We start from the raw sequence: 18,525 nt of genomic DNA, 5'->3' as shown, positions 1-18,525 counted from the left end.
GAAATTGAAATAGTTAATTTGGAGTTTTTAACAGTTTTATTTTCAATAGGAAAAAGGATAATTTCTTCATTGTTCATTTGTTGTTTAAATTTTCGGCAAAAGTAATTTAAATATCACAGAATGCCAATAGACTTTTGTAAATAATTGAAAATCATGATAAAAATTAGCTTGACCTGTTTATTTTTTCCCATAACGAAGAGTTAATTTAGAATAAAATTTAGATATTCTTAAAAAAAATGGGTTGGATTATTCCGGGTTTTCTGGGGCTCCTGCCTGAAGTGATAGCAGAAAGTTGTACTTACATCATTATTCTTAATAAATGGATGTATTATTTGGGAAATATAATTGAAAAGTTTTTATCTAAGATTAAATTTCATTGTGGAAATTAGATTAAACTTACTTTCATAAATATCTTACCTACAGTTCATAAAATTGAAGAATGGTAAAGAAACAAGCCATTGAAAAATTGATAAAATTTTGATTTCAGGTTATTTAAAGAAGCGTTAAATTTTGTTAATCTATTATGATGATATCACAATCTAAGTGTACATTTGCCACTTCAAAATGAGAAACTTTATAGTATATTTTTTAACCGGTCTTTTTCTGCTCTTTGTGGTGGAAAGCAGACTTAACGTTAAGACTCTTCGAAATGACTACTCCGGTCATGTTTCTCATCATATGCCCAAAAGAGCCAACCGACTGAATCAGACTTATGAAAAACTTTCCGTTCAGCAGATGGCAGATAATGTAGACAATTCTACCCTGGAACTTGCTGAAAATGATTTTCAACTGTCTGATGTATGGCAGGCGATTGTGGTTTTTGCAGGTATTTTCAGCCTGGTTTACATTTTTGGGTTAAAAAATAAAAAACGGTTTAATCCGGATATTCATGGGTTTATTTTTGGTCTCGCTACCAAAAGGTTCATTCTGATCCGCTCCATTAGAATTTAAAATTTCATTTTTTCCATTTATTTTCTGCCTGATCTCAGGTGGGGAAGCTTTGCGTTGTGTTTGCCGGTAATCATCACATCGTATCATCCCTCATTACCATTCCTATTTTAAAACATTAACGATTTATACAAACTCTAGAATTATGATAAAAAGAGTTACCTCAGGCATTGCACTGAGTATCCTGCTACTTGCTGTTAGCTGCAACAAGAAAAAGGAAGAAAAAGAAGAAGTAACAACTTATCCGGTAACTTCTCCGGTAGTGATGGATACTGTGATTAACAAAGAATATGTAGCTCAGATCCAATCTGTAAAGAACATTGAAGTTCGGGCACAGGAAAAAGGTTTCCTTGAGAAAATTTTTGTGGACGAGGGGCAGTATGTTCAGGCTGGGCAGACTTTATTCCGTATTATGCCAAAACTCTATCAGGCTGAGCTGCTAAAGGCTAAAGCTGAAGTAGAGCAAGCTTCCATTGAGCTGAGAAATGCGACTACATTAGCAGGGAACAATATTGTTTCTAAAAATGAAAAGGCGATGGCAAAAGCTAAACTGGATGCTGCGAATGCAGAAATGAAACTGGCACAAATTCACCTGTCTTTTACAGATATTAAGGCTCCGTTTTCAGGAATTATCAATAGAATTCCTTTGAAGCTTGGAAGTCTGGTGGATGAAGGTGATCTTTTAACTTCATTGTCAGATAATACAAGTATCTATACTTATTTCAACGTTTCTGAACCTGAGTATTTGAGTTATCAAACCCATGCAGCTGATAGAGGAAGTAATCAGGTTTCTCTGATCACCGCGAATGGCGAAACATATTCACAAAAAGGCGAGATTCAAACCATTGAAGGAGAGTTTGACAATGAAACAGGAAATATTGCTTTCCGAGCCAAATTTCCCAATCCGGATAAATTATTGAGAAATGGTGAAACCGGAAAGGTTCAGATGACAATGCCAGTTCACAATGCTTTGATCATTCCGCAAAAAGCAACTTATGAAATTCAGGATCAGAAATATGTGTTTGTTATCGACAAAAACGGAATCGCTAAAACCCGAAATATAAAAATAGGCTACGAACTTCCGGACCTGTATGTAGTAAGCTCAGGTATTTCAAAAGGAGATCAGATACTTCTTGAAGGAGTTCAGAAAGTGAAGGATGATCAGAAAGTGAAAACAAAATTCCAGGATCCTAGAAAGGTTCTTCAATCATTGAAACTAAAAGCAGAGTAATGGTCTCTAAAACGAAGTAGTATGTTTAAGAAATTCATCCGCAGACCTGTTCTGTCTATTGTAATCTCATTGATTATAGTGTTTTTAGGGATCTTGTCATTGGTAAAACTTCCCGTGACCCAGTTCCCGTCTATTTCTCCACCTAAGGTAAATATTACCGCCGAATATCCCGGAGCCAACAACGAATTATTGATTAAATCTGTCGTAATTCCATTAGAAAGAGGGCTAAACGGTGTTCCGGGTATGAAGTACATGACTTCAGATGCCGGGAACGATGGAGAAGCTTCTATTCAGGTAGTATTTGACTTGGGAACAGATCCTAATGTTGCTGCCGTAAATGTTCAAAACCGTGTATCTTCCGTAGTAAATAAACTGCCACCACTGGTAGTGCGTGAAGGGGTAAAGATTACCCGTGAAGAACCCAATATGTTGATGTATATTAACCTATACAGTGATGATCCTAAAGCCGATCAGAAGTTTCTGTTCAACTATGCAGATATCAACGTGATGTCTGAGTTGAGAAGGGTAGGTGGAGTAGGTTTTGCTGATATCTTGGGAACCCGAGAATATGCAATGCGTATCTGGCTTAAACCGGACAGGCTGACTGCCTACAATATTTCAGCTGATGAAGTAATGGAATCTCTGAACGAACAGAGTTTGGAAGCATCTCCCGGTAAAACAGGGGAAAGTTCAGGAAAACGGTCACAGTCTTTTGAATATGTGCTTAAGTATCCGGGACGTTTTAATAATGAAAAAGATTATGGAAATATCATTTTAAGGGCAAAACCTGATGGTGAGTCCATACGTTTGAAGGATGTTGCTGACATTGAATTTGGAAGTTCAATGTATGATATTTATTCTACGTTGAATGGGAAACCTTCAGCAGCAATTACCGTAAAACAATCTTATGGATCCAATGCGAGTGATGTTATCAAAAATGTAAAAGCTTTAATGGCGGATCTGGAAAAAAATACTTTTCCGAAAGGAATGCATTATGATATCAGTTACGACGTTTCAAGATTCCTGGATGCCTCGATGGAAAAAGTAATTCATACTCTTTTCGAAGCCTTTATATTGGTAGCGATTGTAGTATTTCTTTTCCTTGGAGACTGGCGATCAACATTAATTCCCGCACTGGCAGTTCCTGTGTCATTAGTAGGAACTTTTGCGGTAATGTCAGCCTTTGGAATTACACTGAATATGATTTCACTTTTCGCACTGGTAATGGCAATCGGGGTAGTTGTGGATGATGCCATTGTGGTCATAGAAGCAGTTCATGCCAAGATGGAAGAAAAGCATCTTTCTCCATTAAAGGCCACGGAAGAAGCAATGCATGAGATTAGTGGAGCAATTATCGCAATTACTTTGGTAATGGCATCTGTATTTATTCCAATTGCGTTCATGTCCGGACCGGTGGGGGTATTTTATCGTCAGTTTTCCATTACCATGGCATCTTCCATTATATTATCAGGAGTTGTAGCTCTTACCCTAACTCCTGCATTGTGTGCTTTAATTCTGAGAAATAATCATGGGAAAGCCAAGAAGAAAACTCCTGTAAGTATTTTCCTTGATAAATTCAATAATCTATTTACAAAAGGAGCCGGAAAGTATGAAAAAATGCTGAATAAAACGGTGACCAAAAAAGTGGTTACATTACCGTTATTATTAGGATTTTGTATTTGTACATTCTTCCTGAGTAACTCATTGCCATCAGGGTTTATTCCGGCAGAAGACCAGGGGATGATTTATGCAATTATCCAGACACCTCCGGGATCTACTCTGGAAAGAACCAATCAAATTGCCAAGGAACTTTTAAGAGAATCTGAGGATATAGATGGGGTACAATCGGTTTCTTCGCTGGCAGGATACGAGATTTTAACTGAAGGTACCGGCTCGAATTCAGGAACTTGTTTAATTAACCTTAAAAGTTGGGAAGAACGTAAGGAATCGGCTGCGGAAATTATTGAAAAACTTGAAGAAAAGGCTAAAAATATTCCGGGAGCCAATATTGAATTTTTCCAGCCGCCATCCATTCCTGGATATGGTGCTGCAGGAGGATTTGAGTTACGTTTACTGGATAAAGCAGGAAGCGGGGATTACCATAAAATGGAACAGGTAAGCAATGACTTTGTTAAGGAATTGAAGAAACGTCCTGAACTGGGATCTGCATTTACATTTTATTCTGCCAGTTTCCCACAATATATGCTTAAAATAGATAACGATCTTGCGGAGCAAAAAGGGGTAACGATTGCAAAAGCAATGGATAATTTATCAACATTGATAGGTTCTAACTATGAGACCAGCTTTATCCGTTTCGATAGGCCTTACAAGGTTATTGTTCAGGCAGGTCCACAGTATCGCGCACTACCTACTGATCTTTTAAAATTATATGTTAAAAATGATAAGGATCAGATGGTGCCTTATTCGGATTTTATGCATCTTGAAAAAGTATATGGTTTGTCAGAGATTACAAGGCATAATATGTATAATTCTGCAGAGGTAAGTGGGACTCCTGCTCCTGGGTATAGTAGTGGGCAAGCCATTAAAGCCATTCAGGAAGTTGCGGATAAAACACTTCCAAGAGGCTTTGGTATAGACTGGGCCGGGATTTCCAAAGATGAAGTAAGCCGTGGAAATGAAGCTGTATTTATCTTTCTTGTGTGTTTAGGGTTTGTATACCTGATCCTTTCTGCACAATATGAGAGCTTTATTCTTCCATTACCGGTAATTTTATCTTTACCTACTGGTATTTTCGGGGCATTCTTATGCTTAAAACTTCTAGGATTAGAGAACAACATCTATGCACAGGTGGCTATGGTAATGCTTATCGGACTTTTGGGTAAGAATGCCGTATTGATTGTAGAGTTTGCCGTTCAGAAAAAAGCAGAAGAAGGAATTCCGGTTGCGAAAGCTGCCATAGAGGGAGCCGCCATTCGTTTCCGTCCTATCTTAATGACCTCCTTCGCCTTTGTTGCGGGATTGATTCCTTTGGTTATTGCAACAGGTCCTGGAGCTGTGGGGAATAGAACCATTGGTACAGCAGCAGCAGGAGGGATGTTGATAGGTACAGTCTTCGGGCTAATGATTATTCCGGGATTGTATTACATCTTTGGAACCATTGCTGAAAAGTCTAGACTGGCAAAATATGAAGAGGAAAATCCTTTAACAGAACAAACTGAACCTTATGAACATGATGGAAAATTCGAAGACTAAAAATATAATAGCAGCCATTGCCTTATCTCTTGTTTTAGCAAGTTGTAAGGCTCCAATGGCGACAGTCATACAAGACGAAGTTAAGACCAATATACCTCAAAACTTCAATCAGGAAGAGCAGCAGGATGCTAATAATAACAGTGGAACAACTCCTTGGAGACAGTTTTTTACGGATCCAAATCTGGTAAGTCTTATTGAAACGGCTTTAAAGAACAATCAGGAGTTGCTTATTACTCTTCAGGAAATTGAAATTGCCAAGAGTGGAGTGTTAGCCAAAAAAGGACGATTGAGCCCAACTGTTTCAGCGGGGATTGGTGCCGGAGTGAAAAAAGCAGGACGCTACACGAGTGAAGGAGCTGGGGATGCTACTACACAGATAGAACCAGGAAGAGAAATGCCAGATCCCCTAGGGAATTTTGAAGGAGGATTAATGGCCAATTGGGAGGTTGATATCTGGAAAAAACTGAGAACAGAAAAAGAATCAGCGGTTGCTCATTATCTTTCTACCGTAGAAGGTAAAAACTTCGTGTTGTCTAATCTTATTGAAGAAGTTGCAGATCATTATTATGAATTGTTGGCTCTTGATAATCAATTGGATATTATACAACAGTATATTAAGCTTCAGCAAAGGGCATTGGAAATTTCCAAGATTCAAAAAGAGGCTGCTGCAACAACAGAACTGGCGGTGAAGAAATTTGAAGCAGAGCTGGCAAAGTCAAAAGCATCAGAGTATACCATTCGTCAGGAGATTACAGAAAAGGAGAACGAGATCAATGCTTTATTGGGAAGGTATCCGCAACCGATTGTCAGAACCAAGGAGAATTTTATGTCTATTATTCCGCCAACAGTTTATACCGGGATTCCGTCGCAATTATTGGCGAATCGTCCGGATATTAAACAGGCAGAATTAGAATTAAAATCTTCAAAACTGGATGTGGAAGCAGCAAGAAAAGAGTTTTATCCTTCCCTGGAAATCTCTGCAACATTGGGACTGGAAGCATTCAAACCATCCTATTTAGTGAAAATGCCAGAGTCTATAGCTTATAATCTGGTTGGGGAGCTGGCAGGACCGCTTATTAATAAAAGTGCTATCAAGGCCAACTTCCAGACTGCGGACGCCAAACAGGTACAAGCGTTATATGAATATGACAAAACTATTCTGAATGCTTACCTGGATGTTGCCAATCTAATGTCGAAGATCAAAAATATAGATCAGTACTATCAATTAAAATCTCAGGAAACAAAAGCCCTGGATCAGTCTATTGATATTGCCAATCAATTGTTCAGAAACTCCAGAGCAGATTATCTTGAAGTTCTTTTGAATCAAAGAGATGCATTGGATGCCAAAATGGAACTTATAGAAGCCAAACAAAAGCAGCTAAGCACTGTGGTGGATATCTATAAGAGTCTGGGTGGCGGCTGGAAATAAAGAAATATCATAATTCAGTCAATAAACAGTTAATGTTTTGGGGTCAATTCTTTGGAGTTGGCCCTTTTTGTTGTTGTATAATATCTCTCCAACTTGAAAAACATAGTAAATAGATTGTGAATAAATTTTATTACAGGGTTGTATTTAGGTTGATGTTTTATGTTTGTAATTCAATAATTATAATTTTTTTATACCAAAAAATATAACACGACGAGTTTTGACGTTGGTCACAAATACTTTTGTATTGTAATAAAAATACAACAACTATGACCACATTTTTTCAAACACTAGATTGCTTCATCAAGAAGAAGAAATCACAAATTCTAAAACTTACCAACACATTAATTAACCAATTTTTAAAATCACATTGACGATGATAAGTGATGCTATTCACATTACAATACCAATGTATTTTATGTAACCAACCACACAAAAAAAATATGAAACAACACAAAAACACCAAATTTTTAACTATACAATGTACCTGCGTTTCTTGCAGAGATTACATTTAAATTTTGATAATAACACAATGAAGTTATTACAAAAACACACTTCAATGAATTCTAAAATTTGGAATTTATTGAGTCACACCAAATTTTTAATTTTTAATATTTAAAAAATATGTCAGTAAATATTAAATCACCCACTTCTTATTTTTTTACCGATTTATCCTTTATTCAATCTGCTAGTGATAAAGCTTTCGGTCCAATTAATAATAGTGTGAATGATTTTCAGATAACCACAACATTTGCACAGGCATTACCTGCCTATGCGGTAACAGGTGGAACTCTACTTTTTGCCCAATATGACGGTTCAACAGATAAAGTCAATATTCTACTTAAACCTAACAGAGATATTGGATTGGGAATTAAAATAAAATACTTCGTTTATCGTGGAATTAATGCAAGTGATTTGTTCAAAACCGTGAATGGAGCTCTTCTTGTAAATGATACAAGTTCATTGGAATTTTTAAAGCCGGCATTTAAATCTCACACAGAATGGTATGGAAGCAATTCTGTTTTTACAGCAGAAAAGGTGGGGTATATATCAAGTTCTTCCCCTGATTCATCTTCTGAAGTTATAAAGAAATTCTTTACTAAAGATAGCCGTAATCTAATAACTGTAGAAAAAGGAAATTTAATAGGAAATTTTTCGAGCGGTTTTGGAGGTTTTGAAATTGTATTGGATGATGGAGATTTTTCTCAGACAAATTCTGATACAGGATTAAATTTTGATTTAAAGTTTGCAACAGCAAATTCATGTGCATTGAAAGCAGATAATGATCATCCAGCTAACCTTAATATATTTGGAGGTAAAAAAAATGGCAATATCAGTGCTAAGATATTTCGTGAGAATGTTTATAAATTTATGGATCCTGCTGCTTTTTATGGTTCGCATGTTACCAATACACATGATGCACAAAATGCTGATGGTGGGAAAATTATATCAAAATCTGGAAGTACAGAATTAAATCATAAAACTCCCGAAGCAATATATAATAATATTGTCAAGAAATTTTTAAATAAAAATAAAGTTTATATTTATATAAAAAGTAACAGGGGTAGATCTTATAAGTTTTATAAGGTGTCTGATGCGGAAAGAGTATACTCAGAAAGCAGTAATACCGATACTTTCCAAGGTTATATAAGTAAATCGTTCTTAACGAAAGAATGGCCAATTATTATTAAAACATCATTAGATGAAAAGCTAGGAATAGATTTAGGAATACTTTCAAATAATTTAGCCAGTAGTAATTATAAGTTTGAGGAAGTAAAGATGAATGCTACCGATAAAATATCTGTCAGAGATGGAACATTGCTTAAAAACTTATATTGTTTTAAATTAATGTTATCTAGACTGGATGATGGAGGTACACTGCAAAATATTTCATGTTTGGTGAATATTTGTTATATTGAAGAACCTGGATTGAATAATTTTTTTGGGAATATTAATCTCAAATCAATTTATGATAAAGGAGATTTTTCAGATGCACAGGGATCTTTTGTTAATCATTTAAGACCTGTTATAATATCAGATAATAATAATATTGGAGTATATAATACAAAATTAGTATTGCATGGAGCTACAATATCTGCCAATTATCCTGATAATACTGATACTTTTGGAGATAATGAGCTTAGAACCTATATTTTATGTCCTCAAATCTCAACTGATGTTAAGACTAAGATTACTGCTAATGCTTTTACCGCAGGAAATTATGTCTCTAATAAAACGGAGTATTATAACAAAGTTTATAATGAGGGAGCTATTTGGAAAGGTATTATAGTAGATAATGGAGTTAATATAAAGAGCTTGGTTTATCATAGTAAAGATATCGATAATAATATGCCAATTTATAATTTAGGAATCACTCAGAATGAATATAGACTCTTGGAAAAAAAGGTTCAGGCTAAAGATGCCCATGCTACAAATTTATCTTTTTTACTAGTAGAGGATTCTCTTACTTCAGAATATCTTAAATACAAACTTAGGGTACAATTTGATAAAAAAGATGGAACCCTTGGTGTAATTGACGATTTGACAGCAGTTGAAGAAATCTATGTCTATACCGTAGATAGTCGATTTTTCTTTACTAAAAATTATTCTGAAAAAATTAGTTCCAGTTTATGTGAAGAATTTGGACAAGCATCAGTGGAATTTAGACCTTATGAATACTGGAATGGAGAGTGTGGAATAGACTGGTTTAGGAGAGGAGCTTCAACATGGCCTGTAGGATCAGCTCCTAAAATTTTTGATACAGCATTTTCTGAAATTACAGGATCTATGCCAACACAAACAGATGGAAATGATTTTAGCGAGCCTTTTGTTTTAGATTATAGAATATTATCCAGATTAAAGAATGAATACGGAGTTTATCCGAAGACTTGGTCATTAAAAAATGAGAGAGAATGCTTTGGAACATGGTTAAGTCTAAATAAAGGACAGACTACAACATTAAATCTTAGAGTATGGGTGAAGTCGGTTGTTGGGCAATTAAGATTAAGATTTCCTAAAAAATATTTTAAAATTAATAACAGTGTAGGAACTCCGGATCCTTCAGATTCTAATTATAGTTTTTATAATTTTACTGTAGGTCAGAAAGCAGTAACTGCATCTGAGCCTAATCTCTTTGAACTGGAAATTACTTGCTTGGAGGAATTTCCTACAACACAAGTTATTGAAGCGTTGGCAGACGGTAAATTGGCAGGAATTTTAAAAGCTTTTCCAAATGCGAAGAAACCTAAACTGAATGTTTTATTGATTCCTGTAAAAATAGCATTGAAAGACTCATCAATCAAAGGATATAAAGAAACTTCATCTGAAATAACTTTAATACCTACTCAAAAGAAAAATTTAATTCAATGGTTGGCACAATCCCAAATAAAAGTAAATGTTGAAATGTTTAATGAATTGGATCCTCCTCTTACAGGAGACAATTTCCGTGAATTAGATGTCACAACAGATACTTATTTTACCAATACATATGTAGAAGGTACAACAGGATCAGATAGTTATATAAAAGCATATGTCAAAAATAGTAATATAGCTTTTAAGTCTGTTAAAGATTATTTGTTTGATAAATTACCTAATAAATATAAAAGTGCTAAATATGGAAACTATATGAAAGTATTTTTAATAGATTTACAGGGATTTGACATGGTTGATTTAACAACTAAAGGGACTCTGCTGGGTGGTTTTTCTAACGGACTTGGAACTCCGGTGGTTACTTTTAATATTGATCTTTTTAATAGTTCAATTCCACATGAGGTATATCATTCTTTAGGAATTGCTCATACTTTTAATAGGCTTGATAAAAACTCACTATTTACATTTAAAGGTAAGACTACAGATAACTTAATGGATTACTCACACATGGATAATAAAACTAAAGAATCCACATATCATTGGCAATGGCTCATTGCTAGAAATGCATTTGATGACTACTTTTTTTAACCCAATTCCTGATATTTATTAATTATGTATAAAGTTATTTTATTTTTTGCTGTTTTCACGTTATTTACATTAAATAATGCTCAAGAAAAAAAAGAAAATTCAGAAGTAAAGTTTAAAAACTTGAAAGCTCCTGTAATTACCAAAGAAAATCTGAAAATTCCAAAGTATAGTACTTTACTTATCCAAGCAAAGTCTAAAAAAAAATCGGATAAAAAGATTCATATTGATGGTTGTTCAGCAGAACTTAATAAATGTTTTGTATCAGAGAGTAGTAAGAATAATACTGAAAGAACTTCCTATGAGTTTCTAGATAATAAAATGTTCTTAATACTTAAAGGTCTTAAAGATACACAAGTCTATAAACGAAAAGCAAAAAATACTGGATCTACTCAGGAGTTTTCCAATTATATTACTTCCCAAATTAACTTTTATGATAATGGCAACTTACATACAATTATGCATTTTGGATATGGAATAAAAGCTGCAGGCTATCCTATTGGAACATGGTATGCCTATTCTAAAGATGGAGTACTTATACAGGAAATAGATCATGATAAACATTTTAAGATGAACTTTTATGATATTCTCGAAATAGCAGATAAGTATGGTTCTCCATATATAGGCATCGACCGAGCTTTTAATCAGGCTGTTTCTTATTGGTATATTCTATTGCTTCCATACCCTGAAGATAGAAATGCTAAAACCAGAAAAATCCTTGTCGATGATAAAGCAGGTCAAATAATCTATGATATTGACGAAAAGGATTCCCATTATATCAAGGATAAAGAATACGATAAGTTACCATTAGAAGAATCTTCCAAAGAGTGGTTGCGTAATAGCGACAAATACCAAATTCCAGATAACGAATTATACAAATTATTTAGAACATAAATTAGGAATACTAATTTAAATTTTATGCCAAATACACAATTATTACCCTATTATCCAAAGCTCTCTAATTTAATGACTTTGGATAGTATACCCTCATCCCTTGATTTTGTGAAAAATATCTCACAACAAGCGTTCGATAGGGTTTATTACAACAATCTCCAATCAAGTGTCAGCCCTCTGGGAGACAGCGCTTTTTATAGCTTGGATATTGTAACGAAAAGCAGAATCGATTTTGATCTCATATACGGGATGAAATTCGTACTCAATAAAGATCAACTAAATAACTCAATTTCATCATTTCCAGTAACGGTTCAATATAATTGGCCAGTTCTAGGATATATTTCACAATTTGATTTAAATAACTTTTCTTTTTCTCCAAAGGAAATGTTCAAAATAGCTTTAATAAGCCTTAACCTTACGGAAGAAAAAGTTATAAGAAATGTCATTAATATATTTGTAAATACCGATGGAGACCCAATTAATAAATTTGTTGATGATGTAAATGCTGAATTATCGGGCTTAATTACAACTCCAATTCCTTACCCTACATCGGATAATAGAATTAAAGAACTGATAAAGTCTATCAATACAGCATATGGAGAGGGAGCAGCTTTAGCAGCCTTTGCAACCTATATTGTAAGTAATATAAATACTTTTGATCCCAAAGAAAGACTAAAATTATTCTTTAAGAATATTTTACCACAGGATATTGATGAGTATATCAGAGAGATCATTACTCCTAGTGCAAAGATTACTCTAGAAACATCCGCATCCATCGAGTTTCCTAGGAATATTCTAAAACCTTGGACTAAGAATAGCAATGATGAACTCATACCGGACCCAGCTCTGGATGCTAAAACCTATTTCAACTTTGCAAAAGCAGTGCTTTATGCAGATACCGCTTCAGGAATTGGATATGATCTGGATATTGCAGGAACCTTAGATCCTACCTACTCAGAAATTGGGAATACAGGATTATTGGTTCAGCTGGACAGACTGAAGCTGGATTTAAGTAAAACAAAAAATATCCCTGAAGCAGATGCTTATGGATATTCCCCGGACTTTACAGGAGTGTATGCAAGAGCAGTATCTGTAACGTTCCCACCAAAATGGTTCTATAATGAGACTAATCCACCGAGCAGTTCAAGTGCTACATTAAGACTAGGTGGCTATGACATGCTTATAGGAACAGGAGGGGTTTCCGGAACTATTATGCTGGAGTCCGTTCCTGTAGCTCATCAGGGAGGAAATTTTGAATACTACAACGACAAGTTTGCATTCAATTATCCGGTATCATTATATAAGAAAAACTCAACTACAGGAGAAATTGGTTTAGTAACAGCTAATGATTATTCAGAACTGAAAACCATTTTACAAGGCTTAAAGGCAGTTTCAGATGAACCATTTGCATTTAAGTTTCCACTTTCTTTGACACCTCTGGCACAGGCTGATCCAATTGTTTTTAATAACGGGGCCAATTACCAAAATTATTTATCCACTTTAAATGGTAATAATGCCATGATGTGGAAAAGATTAGGTGGGAAAAATGGATTCCAGGTAGGCTTCAAATCGTTTGATGTTACCTTGAATAAAAATTCAGTGGTTTCATCCAATATTAAAGGAGGTTTGATTATCCCTAAATTCACCTATCCTACAGATATGCCTGTTGTTGGCGGACAGCCAGTTCAGCTTGAAGTGGCAGGTCATCTTGAGGCCGACGGAGATTTTCGTCTAACTGCCGCTGCCGCTCCACCTTTCCCTGTACAGCTAGGGAATGTTATGAAGCTGCATTTAAGCTCTGTTGAACTCGGAAAAGAGGACAATAAGTTTTATATTGGAGCAGCTGCAGATATTGAATTCCTGGGAACTTTTGGCGAGTTGCTAAAAGGACAAAAACTAAGTATTTCCGCATTAAGGATCTACAGTGACGGTCATATTGATTTCCGTGTAAACGGAGGAAATATGATTCTTCCAAAACCTATTAAAATTCCACTTGGACCTACGGAAATTTCAGTTACTGCAATTCACTTTGGTTCTCATGAAAGAGAAAGAAAAGGAGTGATGCGTAAATACAACTACTTCGGATTTGACGGAGGAGTAAGTATCGGGGTAGCAGGAATTGATGCCCGTGGAGACGGAATTAAATATTACTATACAACTGATAATGATAGCAATGATCCTCAAAAAGATCCGGATTCATACCTTCATATTCAGACGATTCATATCGATATGGTTATTCCGGCTAACTCAAGTGATCCGAATGTGGCGATCAAAGGATGGCTGTCTATTCCGGAACCGGGAGCATTCCAGGAGTATAAAGGTGGAGTAAGCCTTAAAGTTAAAAACCCTAGAATTGCAGGAGGTGTAAACATGCGTTTAGCGCCGAAGTATCCTGCATTCCTGATTGATGCCAATATTGAACTTCCGAACCCAATTGCCTTAGGACCGGTGTCCATCTACGGATTCCGTGGCTTATTAGGATATCGTTATGTTGCCGAAAAAGCAGCCATTAATATGACTTCTCAAAATACCTGGTACGAATACTATACAGCTCCGGAAAGGGGAGTAGGTGTTGAGAAATTCAGTGGTCCGGATAAAACGGAGAAATACAATTTCCCATTCTCTTTAGGAGTCGGAGCATTGCTTGGAGATACCATGGCCAACGGAAATATTATTTCTGCCAATGCCATGTTATTACTGTCACTTCCATCCATGGTAATGGTGGATGCGAGAATGAAGCTTCTGGCGAAAAGAGTTAATTTTCAAGATGATCCGCCATTCTTTGCATTCTTCATTTTTGGGGATAATTCATTAGAATTTGGATTTGGTGCAGACTATAAGTTCCCTGAAAGTTCAGGAGATATTATTAAGCTGTATGCAGAAATTCAGGCAGGTTTCTTCTTTAATAATCCATCGGCTTGGTATATTAACTTCGGTACACAGCAAAAGCCAATTCAGGCCAAAATATTAAAGGATCTGTTTACTTTGAAAGCATTTCTAATGATTTCCGGAAAAGGAATTCAGGCCGGTGCAAGAGGAGAGTTTAGATTTGATAGAAAATTTGGACCTGTCAGTATCTTTGTTCTTGCCTATCTGGAACTAGGAGGTAAAGTCAGCTTCCAGAAACCTCAGATGGGAGCTTATTTTGAAGCCGGATTAGTCATTGATATCAACGTGAAGATCTTCCGTATCTATGCAGCGGTATCTATTCTTCTCGCGGTAGAGTCTCCGAAACCGTTCCTGATCTATGGAGCATTTACGGTCGCGTTTAAATTAAAAATCCTATTCTTTAAGATCAGTTTCTCTGCAAAACTGGAACTGAAGTGGGAATTCAATAAGGAAGTAGACAGAACTCCGGTGAAGCCGTTTACAGAAATTCCTGGCCAGGAAGATAGCCTGGTGAAAGGAATCAGTATGTTAACCAATGAAACATTTGATCTTCAGAGAACAAGTACTACAATATATCCTGACGTTTCTACGATTACGAAAGTAGTCCCTCTTGATACCTATATTGATATTAAGACAACAAAAGGATTACTTCCGGTAGCTGCTACCAGTGATATTATTGGAGGATTTACAAATCCTGCCGCGAACTCTACGGATATGATTCCGCCAGATAAGGTAATGAAAGGCTTGGAACTAAGACAGGTAAAACACCAGTATACATTGGAAGCCATTGAAATTATGGCGAATGATGGAGAGTCTGGCTGGAAGAAATATGATCCGTTCAAAGCAATGGAACCGAATAATGGAGAATTGAATAACCTTAAGGTTGGGCAATGGCAGAAAAAAGATAATCAGTACAATGCGATCAGATTATTGGGTATGACTCCATTCTCTTATACAGAGCAGGGAAATGCCGGCTGGTTTATTCCTGAACAATACGGAATCATGCCGTCTACATTATTCTGCCAGGGACAGAATATCCAAGATTCAACGTCTGATTTCCTGGAAAAACCATTGAATACATTGTATTATGCTTCTTCATCCAATTTCTTCCAAAGTGAAGGGGCTTCTTACCAAATTGCAGGAGATGTACTGTATACGGTAGATGCCAATGGAAATCCTGTTATGCAGGGCGATCATGCACAAGTTTCAGATGAAGCAAACAATCATGGTTTTGCACAATCATTATTGTTTAAAAATCATTCTCCGCTTACGATCATGCTGCCTAATCCGGCTGCCAAGGTCAAGCTGAAATTGAGTACATACAGCACAGGGGTAACCGTGTCTTATTACAGTCCTTTGATTGATTTAACCAATACACAGTCTTTTGTACAATATGATGTTCAGCAGAAATATTATTCAAAACAGGATCTTGAGGCTCCAATCTCACCTTCATCTATTCCGGCGGGCGGAATTACGAAAATTGTAATCACTCCTGACTCGGTGGATAACGATGAGGTTAATCTTATTCTGCAACAGATGGCAGAACTTATGAATGAAGGGTACCAAATAGCTCTACAACAAGGAGGTGTAGTAGGTACAGTATATCCAAGCAATTCTGAGTTATATACAGAGCTAGAAAGAAAACTGGAAAAACTTCAGTCCAGAGGTTGCGAAGGGGTTGCAAAGGAAAAGTATGAGGCTGTTTGCTCGTTGTATCCTAAGATGGTTGAAATGTATAATAATTATTTCTTCACATCATTTGATAGAAGAGGTGGAAGTATACTTTTAGATGTAGACTTTATCAGAAGAAATCTTGATGCAGGCATTTATCAGTCAATATTGGAAACATTAAGAGGTAGCTGGGTTCCAACTCTGGCATATGAACTTAATGTTGAGCAGTACGGAGCATTGTTAGAAGATCTTATAGGTAGCATGAATGTAAATAATCCTGACGAACAGGTAGTTATTGGTTATTTTGATCGTTTAAAAGACAAGCTGAAGCAGATTAATAACCTATTGCTGCACATGAACCCGTGCGAAGATTCTGTATTATGTAATCTGAGCGCCTATCTTTCACAGAAAGAATTCGGAATATTTAATGATAAGCCACCTCGTAATGAAACTCCTTTGTATACAGCTTATAGAGAATTTATTAGTAATAATCCTTCTTATGAGTATCTGAATAAAATTTTAGAGAGACAGATCAATACAATTGTAGCCATTAGGTTTATGGGATGGTCAGGGTATGCCATGTATGGTGGAGATTTCGATACTGCATGTGAAGACATGATCTCCATTTTGAGAAATCTTGGAAACTGTGCCAGTCAGAAGAAATGTTTCACACTATTCCATGAAGTAAGTTGGTTATCTGTGGAGGATTATTCCTACAACGTACATATTCCTACTCTGGCAGCTGTTACAACGGAAACACAAGCCGCTGTAAATGCAATTACAAGATCTATTCAGCCAGTATGGAGACCAGATACAGGATACTATGTGAAGTTTACATTAAAGGATACCGTAGATAATGGACAAGCTCCGTCGGAAACACTAAGCTATGCCTATGCATTCCGTACAGCAGGACCTTTAGGGTTCTTCCACTTAGATAAGGATGCTACCTATGGCGAGATTAAGATTAAAGACTCTACCAATGTTATAGAAGATACCATCGGAAGAATCCGTGATAAAAACGGAAATCTGCTTCCGGTTGTTCCGGGAGAAGAACTTACTCCACATCCGGACTTATATCCTCATACATCATTGAGACCTTATATAGATTATGAACGTTCTTATCCAAATGCAGATGGAAATATCGTAAGTGCAAAACCATTATTTTACAATGATGAAACAACGAAAGTATCGATGTACTTTACATCAAGCTATGTTTCTAAATTGATGGACGGGTGGGATGAATATCAGAATATGAAAAAATTGGGAGGCTCTATGAAGATCCTTATCAAGGACCCTGTAGAAGATATTACCATTGTGAATCCACCAAGACTGTTTTCTGATGAAACCACAGTAATAACGAATCCTACTAATATCGCCCAGACTATTGAAAATTGGGCAGTAGATCCGAATCCGGCAATTCCACCAGTAATGCAGCAATATTTTAGTATGTTGAATAATGGACAAAACTGTACAGGAGTTGTTAATATGGAACCTCCGAAATCTATCTACCGTACCATTAAGTTTAAAGGTCTTAAACCTCAAAAGCTTTATACAGCGCAGGTTATGAACTTCTATTGGGGAAGAAATAAAAACGTAGATGTTACCAATATGACCGAGGATATTAAACAGAAATATGCGAAAGAAGTTCACAAATTTGTATTCCAGACTTCCCGTTATGCTGACTTTAAAGAGCAGGTTAACAGTTGCTTCATTAAGTATAAAGATGCAAATGGTGCTGAGCAGACAAAACAAGCAATTTATAGCATTGGAAAAGCTTTAACGTCAGAAAAGCTTAAGGCTGCCTGGGCAATTGTTCAAGCAGATCCAAAGAAAATCTGTGACAATCCTTTAAGTCAATCTATTGCAATGCAGTATCAGCATCCGTTTGACAGAATCGTTCAGGGATTATTTGGAATTACTCCACAGGAAGATGCACCTACTACAGAGTTCAATAAAATTATTGATACTACAACAGGAAATGTAGTGGCTATTCTTGTCAGAAACCCAGAGCCATTCAACCACCCTAGAATTCCTATTGAGGCTGTTAGCAGAAATGTAGCTTTAAATCTGGACGGAATGCTTGAAGTTCTTAAAGAAAAAGGTCCAGGATTGAAACCTGAAAGAGATATGAGCTATTCAATGATCTATTCAAAAGATTATTCACAGGTTCTTATCATGAATGCAGAACAGCATATTGCAGAAACAAATATGATGTTCCAGTTTATCTATAAAACATGGAATGGTGGCGAGTACAAGCTAGCAGATAAAATTAAAGTAGAAAATATCAAAATAAACTAAT

Annotated in this window: 7 protein-coding genes; all 7 read left to right on the top strand. The window is 36.0% G+C overall.

The window, feature by feature from the left end:
* The first annotated feature begins 564 nt into the window (after positions 1-564).
* Positions 565-951, top strand: a complete 387-nt coding sequence (locus C7D53_RS15095; RefSeq protein ID WP_106917265.1) for a hypothetical protein — start codon at positions 565-567, stop codon at positions 949-951.
* 145 nt (positions 952-1,096) lie between these two features.
* A complete protein-coding gene (locus tag C7D53_RS15090) occupies positions 1,097-2,179 on the top strand; it encodes an efflux RND transporter periplasmic adaptor subunit (RefSeq protein ID WP_106917436.1) in 1,083 nt (360 codons plus the stop codon).
* 21 nt (positions 2,180-2,200) lie between these two features.
* A complete protein-coding gene (locus C7D53_RS15085; protein ID WP_106917264.1) occupies positions 2,201-5,392 on the top strand; it encodes an efflux RND transporter permease subunit in 3,192 nt (1,063 codons plus the stop codon).
* Positions 5,364-6,821 carry a TolC family protein gene (locus C7D53_RS15080; RefSeq protein ID WP_106917263.1) on the top strand — a complete coding sequence of 486 codons (1,458 nt, stop codon included), beginning with the start codon at positions 5,364-5,366 and terminating at the stop codon, positions 6,819-6,821. The genes C7D53_RS15085 and C7D53_RS15080 overlap by 29 nt, the downstream gene beginning before the upstream one ends.
* A gap of 621 nt (positions 6,822-7,442) precedes the next feature.
* The gene (locus tag C7D53_RS15075) at positions 7,443-10,775 is read left to right on the top strand and encodes a hypothetical protein (protein WP_106917262.1); all 3,333 of its coding nucleotides are present in this window, start codon (positions 7,443-7,445) and stop codon (positions 10,773-10,775) included.
* Between the two features lie 24 nt (positions 10,776-10,799).
* Positions 10,800-11,666 carry a hypothetical protein gene (locus C7D53_RS15070; RefSeq protein ID WP_106917261.1) on the top strand — a complete coding sequence of 289 codons (867 nt, stop codon included), beginning with the start codon at positions 10,800-10,802 and terminating at the stop codon, positions 11,664-11,666.
* A gap of 24 nt (positions 11,667-11,690) precedes the next feature.
* A complete protein-coding gene (locus C7D53_RS15065) occupies positions 11,691-18,524 on the top strand; it encodes a hypothetical protein (RefSeq protein WP_162926192.1) in 6,834 nt (2,277 codons plus the stop codon).
* The last annotated feature ends 1 nt before the right edge of the window (position 18,525 follow it).

The organism is Chryseobacterium aurantiacum (genome assembly GCF_003020585.1).
Lineage (GTDB): Bacteria > Bacteroidota > Bacteroidia > Flavobacteriales > Weeksellaceae > Chryseobacterium > Chryseobacterium aurantiacum.
Note: the sequence above shows the minus strand (reverse complement) of the source record. Positions and strands in the feature narration are given on the sequence as shown.